Origin of the sequence: Christensenella tenuis, assembly GCF_014287795.1 — a bacterium.
GTDB lineage: Bacteria > Bacillota > Clostridia > Christensenellales > Christensenellaceae > Christensenella > Christensenella tenuis.
In genome coordinates, this window is record NZ_JACOON010000009.1 from 1 (window position 1) to 13,312 (window position 13,312).

Genomic DNA, 13,312 nt, shown 5'->3' on the forward strand with positions numbered 1-13,312 from the left:
CGTGTCGAAACACGGATATATCCGTATTGTGCCATTTCATCACCTCCGTTCCATGTTGCTGTCTGGCAGTTCGAACCAACTCTATCTCAAAGAGCCATATACCCATATTAAACGGCAAATGTGCAAAAAGGCATTAAACCCTCCCCTTCTCGCTCAATTTTAATCTCTTTCAACCCCCAATCTAATATATAAAGCACAACAAAACGCCCACAGGAGATAATTTTCCTATGGTGCGTACGACAACCGCGCGCAATGACTGCCGCGGGTGTAAATCTGTATAAGATTTCAGGAATAAATCTTTCCTCGGCAATTCAAAACGGATCTTTCGTACAGGCTAAGGGTGGTTCCAACGGGAACCGCCCTTAGCCTGTACGAAAGATCCTACCGCTACATTATGGCTAGATGCTTTTCAAAGTTATAGCAGTTTTAAATTTGGCAGACTGTGTAATCGCAAAACTATCTGAACGGACAAATGAGCGTACAGGCATAGCAGATCAGGAGCAGGCCCCTTTGGCCATCCCGCCTAAGGATTAATCGGCAGTATGTAAAGAGGTTTTCCGGCGCTTCACTTCCCGCTTATTCTTCACTGAACAATGCCGTGGAAAGATAGCGTTCGCCTGTATCCGGGAGCAGGGCAATCACCGTCTTCCCCTTATTTTCCGGACGTTTTGCAATCTGTGCCGCCGCGTGAAGCGCGGCTCCCGACGAGATACCTACCAGCAGTCCTTCCGTTTTTGCCGCCATGCGCGAGGCTTCAAACGCCTGCTCATTTTCCACCGTTATGATTTCATCAATTACTGTCGTGTCGAGTATTTCCGGGACAAAGCCCGCGCCAATACCCTGAATTTTATGCGGGCCAGCCTTTCCCTGCGAAAGCACAGGGGAATCCGCAGGTTCCACGGCTACCACCCGGATGCGCGGGTTAAAACGCTTCAGCACTTCTCCTACGCCCGTAATTGTTCCTCCCGTCCCTACGCCGGCCACAAAGAAATCTATTTTTCCGTTTGTATCGCGCAGGATTTCTTTGGCAGTCGTTCTCCTGTGGATATCCGGATTTGCAGGATTCACGAATTGCCCTGGTATATATGCTCCTTTGATTTCGTTTTTCAATTCTTCCGCTTTCTCAATTGCGCCTTTCATTCCTTTGGCCCCTTCCGTCAATACGAGTTCGGCGCCAAGGGCCAAAAGAAGCTTGCGGCGCTCCACACTCATTGTCTCAGGCATTGTGAGAATCAACCGATACCCTTTTGCCGCACATACGAATGCAAGCGCGATGCCCGTATTGCCGCTTGTCGGTTCTATGATAACTGAATCCTTTCCAATCAGTCCTTTGGCTTCCGCTTCCGCGATAAGTGCATAACCAATGCGGTCTTTTACAGAAGAGAGCGGATTAAAATATTCCAGTTTTCCAATGATCCTGCCAAAAGCTCCTGTCTGTTTCTCATAATTGCATAGTTCAAGCAATGGGGTGTCCCCGATGAGTTCCGTTAAATTTTTTGCGATTGCCATATGTCTTCTCCCTCCGCTTCAAATTCTGGAAAAAGCAATTTCCAGATCTTCTATGATATCGTCTATATTTTCCAGCCCGATTGACACGCGCACCTGATCTTCCGTTACACCTGCCGCCCGCTGTTCTTCGGGCGATAATTGCTGGTGTGTGGATGATGCCGGATGCACGACGAGCGATTTAGCGTCCGCAACGTTCGCAAGATTAGAAAACAATTCCAGATTGTCAATCAACTTGCGCGCTTTGGGCGCGCCTCCCTTCACGCCGAATGTGAAAATAGAACCTGCTCCCTTCGGGAAATATTTTTGCGCGAGTCCAAAATACCGGTTTGTTGGAAGCGAGGGATAGTTCACCCACGCAACCTTTTCATGCCGGTTCAGGTATTCCGCAACGCATTTCGCATTTTCCACGTGGCGCTCTACACGCAAAGACAGCGTTTCGAGCCCCTGAATAAAGAGGAACGAATTGAACGGCGAGAGGCACGCACCCGTATCTCTCATCAGTTGGACGCGAATTTTGGTCACAAACGCTGCCGGGCCTGTTTCCGCAAAACGTATTCCATGATAGCTTTCGTCCGGCTCCGTAAACCATGGGAACTTTTCGTTTTCCCAATCGAATGTTCCGCCGTCTACAATGACCCCGCCAATGGACGTTCCATGCCCGCCGATGAATTTGGTTGCAGAATGCACAACCACATCCGCGCCAAATTCAAACGGCCGGATCAGATAGGGCGTTCCAAACGTATTGTCCACAATCAGCGGAATTCCATTTTCATGCGCGATCTGCGCTACACGCTCGATATCAATCACGTTGATTCCCGGGTTGCCAAGGGATTCAATATAGAAAGCTTTTGTGTTCTCCCGCAGGGCGTCTGCGAAATTCTGCGGGTCGTCCGGATCAACAAATGTGGTTTTAATCCCATAGTGCGGCAGCGTCGTACCAAAAAGATTGTAGGTCCCTCCATATAAAGTGGAGGCAGCGACAATATGGTCGCCCGCACCGGCAATATTCATGACCGAATAAGTGATGGCCGCAGAACCGGACGCCGTGGCAAGGGCTGCAACCCCGCCTTCAAGCGCCGCCATCCGCTGCTCGAATACGTCGCTTGTCGGGTTCATCAGGCGGGTATAAATGTTGCCCGGCTTCCTGAGCGCGAAGAGGTCTTCCCCATCCTGCGTATCGTCAAACACATAGGAGGTTGTCTGATAGATCGGCACCGCACGCGCTTTTGTCGTGGGGTCTACCCGTTGTCCTGCGTGAAGCTGTTTGGTTTCAAATTTAAAATCCCTTGCCATTTTTTTCGCTCCTTGTTTAAAAAATTATAATTCCTATTTGTTTAATAAACTTTTAACCTAGTTCGAAGTATAGCATTTAAACATTATTAAGTCAATAGGAAAACTAATCTTTTTATTGATTTTTTTTGCCATTCCTCTTACAATAAGGATATGAAACTTTCGACGAAAAGCAGATATGCGCTGGAAGCGCTTCTTTACATGGCATTGCATGCATACGATCATCCGGTAAGCACCGGGGAGATTTCCAAGGAAACTGGAATCTCGGAGGGCTATCTGGATCAGATTTTCTTTCGTTTACGAAAAGCAGGCCTCCTCACCGCAGTGCGCGGCAAGGCAGGCGGTTTTCTCCTTGCTTCTTCCCCGGAAGAAACCAGCGCCGGAAGCGTTGTGCGTGCACTGGAGGGAACCCTTGTGCCTGTCGCCTGCGCAGAAGACCTTTCCGCATGCAAAAGCCTCGTGAGGGATCAATGCGTTACGCGTGCGCTTTGGGTCCGCCTTTCACGTGAAATCGGGAATATCCTTGACGGCATGACGCTAGCCTCTCTTGCGGAGGCCTTTCGTGAAAAGGAGGGTGCATTATGAAAATCTCTACCCGCGGCCGCTACGGCCTGCGCGCAATGATCGACCTTATCACGCATGCAGAGGGAGAGTATATCTCTTTACGGAGCATTGCGGAACGCCAGGGAATTTCTTCCGGATATCTGGAAGGAATTTTTGCCGCATTGAAAAAAGCGGGCCTCGTCCTTGGTTCCGCCGGGTCCCAAGGCGGTTATTTACCCGCACTGCCCGCTGATGAAATTACGATCTACAGAATTCTCGATGCGCTTGAAAGCAGTTTATCGCTCACAGAAGGATCTGAACCGGATGCGCCGCCGCTCCGCGCCTTTTTGAACAAAGAAGTATGGGACCGCATTGACAGCACGGTTGCAGGATTATTTGACTCCATAACCGTTGCGGACCTGATCCGTGAATTCGAAAACCGTGACCGTGCGGTAAACTCAAGCGGATTGTAGGCAGACGGCCAATTCTCCTGTTTCATCCCTTTTGTTCCTGACAACAGAAGAACCTTCAGATTATTAATAAGCCTTTATTGCAAGTAATCGATCGGCATTTTTCTAAGCCGTTATTTGCGGGCAAAGGCGGCATGTGCGGCCGCGTGCCCTGCGCACGGCAAAACCGCCGCAAATTTGAAAAAATGTCCAGCCGCGCAGCGGTGAGGCATTTCAGACAAACTCGGCCTCCTATCATAGTTTCTATCCTGCAATAGAAGGCCTTTTTTCTTCAATATCTGTTTTTAGGGAGGCGCACCTCTTTTTACTGGTATCGCAAATCATGAATCCGTTTGGTCTTTTTTTCGCTGCGCGGAAGTCCGCCAAGGGGCACCGCCTCGGTATGAATGCGGATGCCAATTTTCTGTTTGAACGCATGCCCCACAAGCTGCTCAAGGCTGCGCAAGTCCGTGCCGTTCTCCGCTTCAAACCGCAGAATCATTTTATCCTTGCTGCCCTCTTTGGTAAGGGAAACCATATATTCACTGCTCACGCCTTCAATACCTTTCAGTAAAATATCAATCTGGCTTGGGTGAATGTTGACCCCTTTCACTTTTACCACATCGTCCGTACGTCCAAGAATACGGTCGTGACGGGGATAACTCCTTCCACAGGCACATTTCCCCGGAATCAGGCGGGACATATCATGCGTGCGGTAACGCAGCAGCGGAGCGCCCTCTTTCCGCAGCGTGGTGACGACGATTTCCCCATAAGTTCCCTCTGGTACGGTTTCGCCCGTCTCCGGATCAATGATTTCAACATACAGGTAATCGTCAAAATAATGAAGGCCCGTGTGATACTCACAGTCAATGGAAATCCCCGGCCCATAAATTTCGGTCAGCCCGTATATATCGAAAAGTTCAATGCCCAGCCCTTCACGAATGCGTTTCCGCATTTTATCGCTCCACCGTTCCGAGCCGATAATTCCCTTTTTCAGTGCCAGATCCTTCAAAAGTCCCCGCTCCTGCACCTGCTCTGCAAGCAGCAGGGCATAAGAAGATGTAGAGCCAAGCACCGTAGTCTTCAGGTCTGCCATCATTTTCAATTGCTTTTCCGTATTTCCCGGGCCCATTGGCACTGCCATTGCGCCCAGCGCCTCACATCCTGTCTGGAACCCAATTCCCGCTGTCCACAGGCCAAACCCCGGCGTAATCTGTACACGGTCCGCCGCGGTAACGCCCGCAATTTCATAGCATCGTTTAAACATCTCGCACCAATCGGCCACGTCCTGTGCCGTATAGGGAATAATCACCGGATCGCCCGTCGTTCCCGATGTGGAATGGATGCGTACAATCTGTTCCTCCGGCACGGCCATAAGCCCCAGGGGATAAGCCTTCCGGAGGTCTGTTTTATCTGTAAACGGAATATTCCCGATATCCTCCGGCGACTTGATATCTTCCGGCGAAAGCCCGCATTCCGCAAATTTCTGTTTATAAAACGCGCTGTTTTCGGCCACGTTTTTGAGCTGCTTTAAAAACAACCTGTATTGTGTCTCTGTCACTCCGCCTCTCCCTTTTCCCCGCGCACACAGCCATATCCCGCGTGCAGCGCTTTTTGGTTAATGGAAAATAGTTTTTCCGGAAGCCGCTGCGCCAGCAGCTTTTCCATCCCCTCCAGACTGCATTGCAGGGCGCCCGTGCCGATTCCCGCGCCAAGCATCACTACGTTTGCCGCCTTTGCACTGCCGCATTGCTCCGCAATGCCCGTCGCGTCGATCATCCATACCTGTGCACTGTTTTTCAGATAGTCAAAAATTTCTTCCGTTTCATAGGCTTTCCCGGAAAGGGAAGCCGTTACCGGAACGACTCGTGCCGTATTTACAACCGCCGTACCGCCTTCTTTAAGGCGGGCCATACTGCGCGCGGCCTCCGCCGGCTCAAACCCCAGCAGCAGATCTGCGCTGCGCAAAGGAATCACGCTGCTTTCATCCTGGGCGCCGATACGCACATGGCTCACTACACAGCCGCCCCGCTGCGCCATGCCGATTGTCTCGGAGGTGCGTACGAACGCTCCTTCTTCCATAGCCGCTTGCGCAATCAGTTTTGAGGCAAGTATTGTCCCCTGCCCGCCAACGCCTGCAATCAGGATATCACATTTCATTCCCGCACCTCCACGATTGCCCCTGCCGGGCATACATAGGTACACAAACCGCAGCCATAGCACAGCGACGGTTCGACCCGCACCGCGCCGTCCGTGACGGAAATAGCAGGGCAGCCGATTTCGCGGATGCACTTTTTGCAGCCAATGCAGCCTGCATTGATTTTATATATTGTTTGCGCCTTTCGCAGTGCAATGCACGGCGCCCGATAGATAATTGCCGATACGCCGTCAAAGTCCGCAGCCTCTTTTGCCGCCCCAACCGCCGCATTAAAATCGAACGGATCGACGGTTTTCACCCAGCCGGCGCCGCTCGCGCGGAGCATTGCCTCAATATCGATTTTCGGCGATTCCGTTCCCATCATTGTGCGTCCGGTTCCCGGATGGGGCTGCTGGCCCGTCATTGCCGTCGTGCTGTTGTCGAGCACTACTACGGTAATTTTCGCCTGGTTATAGGCCGCGTTCACAACCCCTGGAATACCCGTGTGGAAAAAGGTGGAATCCCCGATAAAAGCAAAATACTTTTTATCCGGCTCCATATGGTAAAGCCCCTGCGCTACGGTAACACCCGCGCCCATACACAGGCAGGTGTCCACCATATCAAGCGGCTTTGCATTTCCCAGGGTATAACAGCCAATATCGCCCGTGAATACTGCCGGTATTCCTTTCATCGCCGTTTTAACCGCATAAAAAGATGCACGGTGCGGGCAGCCTGCGCACAGCACAGGGGGACGGACCGGCAGTGCCGGCGGAGGGCTTGAAGCCCCTTCTCCGGCAGCGCCGCCCAGAAATTCCGCAATTGCGCGCAGCACGATTTCATGCGTATATTCACCCGCAGCCGGGAGGTTGCCCGTCTCTTTTCCATAGATATCGAGTTTTATTTTATGCTTTCCCAAAAGATCCGTCAGGCTGCGTTCGATGACCGCATCCAGTTCCTCGACTACCAGTATTTTATCAAGCTCCCGAATAAAATCGAGCGCAAATTCTTCCGGAAAGGGATAGGGCGTGCCAATTTTCACGAGCGTCACATTTGCATCAAGCTCTTTTACCGCTTCCCTCGCATATGCATACGCCGCGCCGGAAGCGACAATGCCCAGGCTGCCGTTGCCCTCTATGTCGTTGAACGTGCTATGCGAAAACGCTTTGCCGATCTCTTTCTGCTTTTGCTCGAGCTCCCCATGTTTCTTCAGGGACAGGCTCGGAAAAATAACCCAACGCGGATCTTTTGCAAAACCCGGATATTCATGTTTCTCCTTGCGCATCTCTGCCTCAATTGATGCGGACGCATGGCAAATGCGCGTCGTGGGGCGCAAGATCACCGGAAGCTCCCACTGTTCTGAAATTTCGAACGCTTCCTGTACCATCTGGTAGGCTTCCTCCGGAGTAGACGGATCAAGTACGGGCAGGTTCGCAAATTTCGCAAAATGCCGCGTGTCCTGTTCTGTTTGTGAGGAAATCGGGCCCGGATCATCCGCGACAAGAACCACCATTCCTCCCTTCACCCCCAAATAAGAAAGGCACATCAAGGGGTCTGCCGCCACATTGAGCCCCATCTGCTTCATTGTTACCAACACGCGGGCTCCTGTGAAACTCGCGCCCCCGCCGACCTCCATCGCCGCTTTTTCATTGGCCGCCCATTCCACATGGATGTCGCCCGGGTTATATTTTGCAACCGTCTCCAACACCTCTGTAGAGGGTGTACCGGGATATCCGCACACAAGGTTGACGCCTGCGCGCACGGCTCCAAGCGCAATTGCTTCGTTCCCCATTAATAATTCCAAAACTGCCTCCTTATGGCCCAATCAAAAACTCATTCTATTATACAGAAAACGTGTGCTTTTGTAAACGAAAGGCGCATACCCCCGCCTTTTTGTGGTATAATAAAACTAAATTGAATCAAACATCAGGAAAGAAGAAATTTATGGAAAACGAAAACAATGATAAAAGGATTGCCGTCCTGATTGACGCAGACAATGTTTCCGATAAGTATATCCCGTTTATTTTCGACGAGATTTCCAATTACGGAACGCCTACGTACAAGCGTATTTACGGGGACTGGACAACCACCCATAATACAGCCTGGAAAAAGGTACTGCTCAACTATTCGATTGCCCCTATCCAGCAATATAGTTACACCAAAGGCAAAAACGCGACCGATTCGGCGCTGATTATCGATGCGATGGATATCCTCTATTCAGGAAACGTAGACGGTTTTTGCATTGTCTCTTCGGACAGCGATTTTACGCGGCTTGCGGCAAGGCTGCGCGAGGCGGGAATGTTCGTTATCGGCATGGGCGAACAAAAAACGCCTGCCCCATTCATTGCGGCATGCGAAAAATTCAAATACCTTGAAGTCCTTGCTTCCAGCACAGACGATGCGCAGGAATCTCAGGCAGAGGAAAAATCCGGCCGTAAGACTTCCATGGCCAGCCGTTTCCAGGTAACGCGGGCCATCAAGTCGATCGTGAATGATAGTTCGGACGACGATGGGTGGGCTTTTCTCGGCGCCGTAGGCAATCTTTTGAACAAGCGTTACCCGGATTTCGATTCGCGTAACTATGGTTATCCCAAATTGTCGCAGTTTGTGGAATCTTTAAAGCAATTTGATATCGACGTACGGCCTACGAGCAACCCACATATCAGGCACGCCTATATACGCCTGAAATCGAAAAAAGGCAAATAAGGTTCAAGAGGGCAGAATAGTTTCTGCAAACGGGTGAATTTATGAAGAAAAAAATGTGGGCGGTTCTTTCCGCGGTTTTATGCGTCCTTTTCCTTTCCTCGTGCGGCATGGGCGCACTGGCGCGCCGGGCGGCGCAAGAAATCCGCGCGGGGCAGACGGAAGCATCCTCTGTGACAGACGCAGACGGCAATACGTTGGAAACGCGTTTTTTCGGCATCTATACCGTGCCGGCCGGATGGACGGAAGCGGAAGAATTATCCACAGAAGAAAAATGGTTTTATCTTAAAGACGGGACGGACTCCTCTTCGCCAACCAGCAACATTTCCGTAGAATATGGAACCAGTCGGTATTCCGCCAGCCAACACGAAGCGTTTCGTGAGGCTATTGTTTCCCAGTTGGCCCAACAGTCTGGTATCACTGCGTTGAACGGAACGGGAACCTATACCGATGCAGGCGATATCCTCTATATTTTTACCATCGAAAACAACGACGGTACGACTACGGTTCAGTATTATATTGTTGGGGAAAAAGAATATGTCCTGGTGCACGCCACCGATTTTCACGATAAAAACGTACCCGACCTTGAAGACACTGCAAACAAGATTGCTTATGGATTCGAGTGGGCCTGACAGCAAGACTTATTTGCGCAGCCCGCTTCCCCTGAAGTTTCACGAAATTCGCTTGCCGGATCTTGTGCCAGGGTGCAGCCGTGTTTGTTCGTTTCGTTTTACATATTTTATTTGATTTTAAATTCCACAGTGGTGCGCATCCGCTTCAAAACTGCGGCAAAGCAAAATTAGAACGGGGACGCCTCAATCGGTCTTACGGAACCCGCCGTATGGCAACATGTTTTTTATATAGTTTTTTAATTGTTATGTATCTACAAAAAAGGGTTCACACCAACTTTGCGATGTGAATCCTTTTTGTCCACAATCTGGCCAGGGATTATCTTCCCCGGTGTTTTTCCTTTTTCTTCTGCTGCCGCAGATAAAACCTGCGCTCCTTTTCCTGCTCCGCCTGCCCGTGACCAGCCGTCTTTCGCTCCCGTTTTGCCTGCTCATGCTGCATTTTCAACGCTTCCTGCGCCCGGGTTCCCATGCCCTGGCGCTGTACTTCGCGGCCTGCAGCCCGCTGCATACGTTTGGGATTTATGACCCTTTGCACCGGGTATTTTTGTATTTTCACCGGCGGACTAAAGCGCAGTTCGTTCCAATGCCTAAGCCAGGCCGCATATACTTCGCAATCCCGCGGTTCTGCGCCAAAAGTAACTTTGCAGACCGAAAGCATCCCCGCCTGACGCCGTTCGAATATACCGACCCAAAACGGATCGTCAAAAAACACCGTCAGGCTGAGCGCTGTGCCGTCCATAACGGTTCCCCTCCTTTCCTGAGTACTACACAAAGAAGGGACAACCAAGGAGGCAGGTTACTGACGGTATACACCGCGCCCGGACTACCAACCGGGACTGTGTTTTTATCTTTGTACTTCCATTGTAGGCACGCCCCGAGGATATGTCAATCCCGTTGGGAAAACGGCAGGACTAGACTTTTTTTTGCTGTTTTTGCTTTAGATAGGGTACCAGATACCCATACCCCTCATCCCCAAGATTTTCCAGTGGAATAAAACGCAGCGCGGCGCCATTGATACAATAGCGCTGCCCGCCCATCTCAGCCGGTCCATCATCGAATACATGCCCAAGATGGAAATCCCCTTCTGCGCTCCTTACCTCCGTGCGAATCATGCCGTGCGAAAAATCCTTCTGCATCCTAATATGTTCCCCACAAAGCGGTTTCGAAAAGCTCGGCCAACCGCATTCCGATGTAAATTTATCACAGGATGAGAAAAGCGGTTCTCCTGTTATGGCGTCCACATAGATTCCATCGTCTCCCTCATTCCAATATTTGCTGGAAAAGGGCCGTTCTGTCCCTGCTTCGACCATAATTTCATATTGTTCGGGTGAAAGCTCCTCTTTCAATCTGGAATTATCTGGCCGTTTGTAACGATGTATACGTCCCTGCATACTGGAACTCCTCCTTCCCTATATGACAATACCCTTCCGGATGCTTTTCCAGATAATTCTGATGGTATGGCTCCGCCATATAATAATTTTTCAACTTTTCCACCTCCGTCACAATCGGGCGCGTATATTTTTGCTGCAGCCTGCTGATATAGTTCTTGATGATCCCTTCGTCATCTTCATCAATATAATAAATCCCAGTCCTGTATTGCGTGCCTGTATCATTTCCCTGCCGGTTGCGTACCGTAGGATCGATCACATTAAAAAACAGTTCTAATATTCCGTGAAGATCCAGTATGTTCTCGTTATAACGCACCCACACAGTCTCAGCGAAATTCGAATTCCCGCAGCATACATCCTCGTAAGTCGGATTAACGGTTCTTCCATTGGCATACCCAACCTGCGTACTGATTACGCCAGACACCTGGTCAAAATATTTCTGCAATCCCCAGAAACATCCGCCAGCCAAAAAAACTTCTCGCACTTCCCGGTCCCTCCTTGTCTTCATTATAGTAAAAATTAGAGACACCAATGTACTTACCCGCCGCAAGCGCAAAGTTTCGTCTCTCTTCCAGAAATAATCTCTTCGCACCTATATGTACCCCACTTTTCCCGGCAAATAATCATTTTTTTCTGTAATTTAATGTATATTATTAACTTTTTTTGAAACGTTTGCCCAAATGATTGACACTTTTTCAGATTCTAGCTAGAATATTATGTATTAGTTAGGAGAATTCTATGAAGAAAATTGTTGTTTTTCTTATAACCATACTGTTGGTGCTTGCATATGCGGTTCCTGCATTTGCCTATACAGTGAATGTAACCGCGGAACCTGCGGAAGGCGGTGACGTTTTTGTAAACGATACTGCCGGCGGCGGAGAAATCGCAAGCGGTAAAAATGCCGTCCTCAAAGCCGTTGCCAAGGAGGGATATATTTTTGCGGGCTGGTTCCGTGAAGATGGAACCCCAGTGGATGAATCCGGCGCCGAGTTCACTTATACGCTTGAAGAAGACCGTTCGTATGTCGCAAAATTCGAAAAAAAGTATACGGTTGCGCTGGAAGCTTCGCCGCAGGACGGCGGATCTGTATCCCAAAGCGGGGAAGAATATAAGCTGAACGACAGCGTCACGGTTACGGCAACTCCGGCGGAGAATTATAACTTTATGGGTTGGTTTACAGATCCTTCCTCGGAGGATCCGGTCAGCACAGATGCAAGCTATACATTTACTCTCACGGACGAGAGCCCCGCAACATTGACTGCGAAGTTTGCCGCTACCTATCAACTTGATCTTACGGTCAGCCCGGAAAACACGGGGACTGTGACAGGTGCGGGTTCGTTTCCCGGTGGAAGTGTTGTCACCGTAGGGGCTTCTCCTGAAAAAGATTGGCGTTTCTCAGGGTGGTACGACGCAGCTATCCCCGGAAAAATTATCAGTACAGACCCGGAATATAGTTTCAACCTTGATGAGAACCGAACGTTGGGGGCGTTGTTTGAACGCAGTTACACTTATATCTTGATGTGGGTCCTGATCTGGATCGGTATCTGTTTCGCCGTATTCGTGGTCGTGATGCGAACCATTCGCCATTTCCGCATTGTGCGCCGCAGGAATCGCAGGAGGCGTCCAAGAAGATATTAACTAACATCTAACAACTTTAAAAAGCATCTTTCTTGTGAAAGATGCTTTTTTGTTGACTTTTGCAGTAATCAGGCATAGCGATTAATACCCGATAAATAAGAGTTTAATCATTGAGCAATCGGACTGGCGAGAAGACGCATCCATATCTTTAATTCCCAGCTTCAATCTATTTATACGGAAAGCCGGGAATCAACGCTGCTGTCAAAGCCGCTAACATGAGGGGCCTTTATTCTATTATTCCCCTTTAGGAAAAGAAAAATTTATTCTGGAGTCAACGTTCCAAAAGCTGCGTAACATGTTCATGGTATAGGATGCGATACCGCCTGCCCAGGAGGCGCCTATAAGGTTTCCTCGATGCCCGTTCAGTCATTATGCCGCCCGATGCGCCGCAGCCACAATTTACTTATCTCTCCAAGCCCCAAATTCCTACGTATTTCGCAGGTCAGCATATAATGGATATCTGCCGGGAGGCTGCTGACAGATATTTTGGCCGAACGAACCAGCCGCACAGTAGGAATACTGGAACCATATCTAAACTATGTTTGAACGAATCAATGATATTTATTCGAATAAAAGTTTTATTTCGGCGGAGATATCCTTCCTATATAATTCAAATGCTTATTAACAAAATATCCGCCCCTGCCATATAAATATTGGGAACATATTTTAGTACATTTTAAATACATCATTCCGCGAAGACAGAAACCGAAAACAAAGTAAAAAGCCCTTAAGCACTAAGCAAAAGGACCCTCTACATAGGATATTGAAAAAATGGAATCCGGCAGCTACCTATCCTCCCGGGCCGTCTCCAGCCAAGTACTTTGGGCGTATAGAGGCTTAACTTCTGTGTTCGGAATGGGAACAGGTGGATCCCTCTAGCTATCGCCACCGGAAATTTTATAAACTTTTTTAATGAGTTGCAAAGCACACTCAAAACTGAATAGTAAGTCCGAAAGAGAAAGTCTTAAGTTATGTTAGACTGTCTATCAACTTTCGTTGATCAAGCCCTCGACCTATTAGTACTGG

Annotated in this window: 13 protein-coding genes and 1 rRNA gene; 5 read left to right on the top strand and 9 right to left on the bottom strand. The window is 49.5% G+C overall.

What is annotated here, in order from left to right:
* Window positions 1-576: 576 nt before the first annotated feature.
* Entirely contained in the window at window positions 577-1,509 is a 933-nt protein-coding gene (cysK, locus tag H8S18_RS14330) for a cysteine synthase A (RefSeq protein WP_186858970.1), read from the bottom strand.
* An 18-nt stretch (window positions 1,510-1,527) separates the two neighbouring features.
* The gene (locus H8S18_RS14335; RefSeq protein WP_186858971.1) at window positions 1,528-2,802 is read right to left on the bottom strand and encodes an O-acetylhomoserine aminocarboxypropyltransferase/cysteine synthase family protein; all 1,275 of its coding nucleotides are present in this window, start codon (window positions 2,800-2,802) and stop codon (window positions 1,528-1,530) included.
* Between the two features lie 150 nt (window positions 2,803-2,952).
* Between H8S18_RS14335 and H8S18_RS14340 the strand changes: the two genes are divergently transcribed.
* The gene (locus H8S18_RS14340) at window positions 2,953-3,384 is read left to right on the top strand and encodes an RrF2 family transcriptional regulator (RefSeq protein ID WP_186858972.1); all 432 of its coding nucleotides are present in this window, start codon (window positions 2,953-2,955) and stop codon (window positions 3,382-3,384) included.
* The gene (locus H8S18_RS14345; RefSeq protein WP_186858973.1) at window positions 3,381-3,815 is read left to right on the top strand and encodes an RrF2 family transcriptional regulator; all 435 of its coding nucleotides are present in this window, start codon (window positions 3,381-3,383) and stop codon (window positions 3,813-3,815) included. Before H8S18_RS14340 ends, H8S18_RS14345 begins: the two co-directional genes overlap by 4 nt.
* Window positions 3,816-4,116: 301 nt before the next feature.
* Here H8S18_RS14345 and H8S18_RS14350 read toward each other — a convergent pair whose 3' ends face one another.
* Genes H8S18_RS14350 through iorA form a run of 3 tightly spaced genes read right to left on the bottom strand, consistent with a single transcriptional unit; the run spans window position 4,117 to window position 7,717 of the window.
* Window positions 4,117-5,352, bottom strand: coding sequence for a phenylacetate--CoA ligase family protein (locus H8S18_RS14350; RefSeq protein WP_186858974.1), 1,236 nt, complete (start codon window positions 5,350-5,352; stop codon window positions 4,117-4,119).
* Window positions 5,349-5,951 (bottom strand): indolepyruvate oxidoreductase subunit beta, encoded by a 603-nt coding sequence (locus tag H8S18_RS14355; RefSeq protein ID WP_186858975.1) that lies wholly within the window; start codon window positions 5,949-5,951, stop codon window positions 5,349-5,351. The genes H8S18_RS14350 and H8S18_RS14355 overlap by 4 nt, the downstream gene beginning before the upstream one ends.
* On the bottom strand, window positions 5,948-7,717 hold the full coding sequence (gene iorA, locus H8S18_RS14360) for an indolepyruvate ferredoxin oxidoreductase subunit alpha (protein ID WP_186858980.1): 1,770 nt from the start codon (window positions 7,715-7,717) through the stop codon (window positions 5,948-5,950). Before iorA ends, H8S18_RS14355 begins: the two co-directional genes overlap by 4 nt.
* 152 nt (window positions 7,718-7,869) lie before the next feature.
* Here iorA and H8S18_RS14365 point away from each other — a divergent pair, with 152 nt between their 5' ends.
* Both H8S18_RS14365 and H8S18_RS14370 read left to right on the top strand, forming a co-directional pair.
* Window positions 7,870-8,631, top strand: coding sequence for an NYN domain-containing protein (locus tag H8S18_RS14365; RefSeq protein WP_186858976.1), 762 nt, complete (start codon window positions 7,870-7,872; stop codon window positions 8,629-8,631).
* Window positions 8,632-8,672: 41 nt separating this feature from the next.
* Window positions 8,673-9,260: a hypothetical protein gene (locus H8S18_RS14370; protein ID WP_186858977.1), complete on the top strand. Its 588-nt coding sequence runs from the start codon at window positions 8,673-8,675 to the stop codon at window positions 9,258-9,260.
* A 316-nt stretch (window positions 9,261-9,576) separates the two neighbouring features.
* Here the strand turns inward: H8S18_RS14370 and H8S18_RS14375 are convergent, their stop codons facing one another.
* The 3 genes from H8S18_RS14375 to msrA form a co-directional block, all read right to left on the bottom strand.
* Window positions 9,577-9,999 (bottom strand): YjdF family protein, encoded by a 423-nt coding sequence (locus H8S18_RS14375; RefSeq protein WP_186858978.1) that lies wholly within the window; start codon window positions 9,997-9,999, stop codon window positions 9,577-9,579.
* A gap of 172 nt (window positions 10,000-10,171) precedes the next feature.
* A complete protein-coding gene (gene msrB, locus H8S18_RS14530) occupies window positions 10,172-10,651 on the bottom strand; it encodes a peptide-methionine (R)-S-oxide reductase MsrB (RefSeq protein WP_207721784.1) in 480 nt (159 codons plus the stop codon).
* Entirely contained in the window at window positions 10,614-11,132 is a 519-nt protein-coding gene (gene msrA, locus H8S18_RS14535; protein ID WP_330598791.1) for a peptide-methionine (S)-S-oxide reductase MsrA, read from the bottom strand. The genes msrB and msrA overlap by 38 nt, the downstream gene beginning before the upstream one ends.
* Window positions 11,133-11,386: 254 nt before the next feature.
* On the opposite strand from msrA, the gene H8S18_RS14385 reads away from it, so the two are divergent.
* On the top strand, window positions 11,387-12,286 hold the full coding sequence (locus tag H8S18_RS14385; RefSeq protein ID WP_186858979.1) for an InlB B-repeat-containing protein: 900 nt from the start codon (window positions 11,387-11,389) through the stop codon (window positions 12,284-12,286).
* Between the two features lie 776 nt (window positions 12,287-13,062).
* Here the strand turns inward: H8S18_RS14385 and rrf are convergent.
* Window positions 13,063-13,179: ribosomal RNA gene (rrf, locus tag H8S18_RS14390) — 5S ribosomal RNA — on the bottom strand.
* Between the last annotated feature and the right edge of the window lie 133 nt (window positions 13,180-13,312).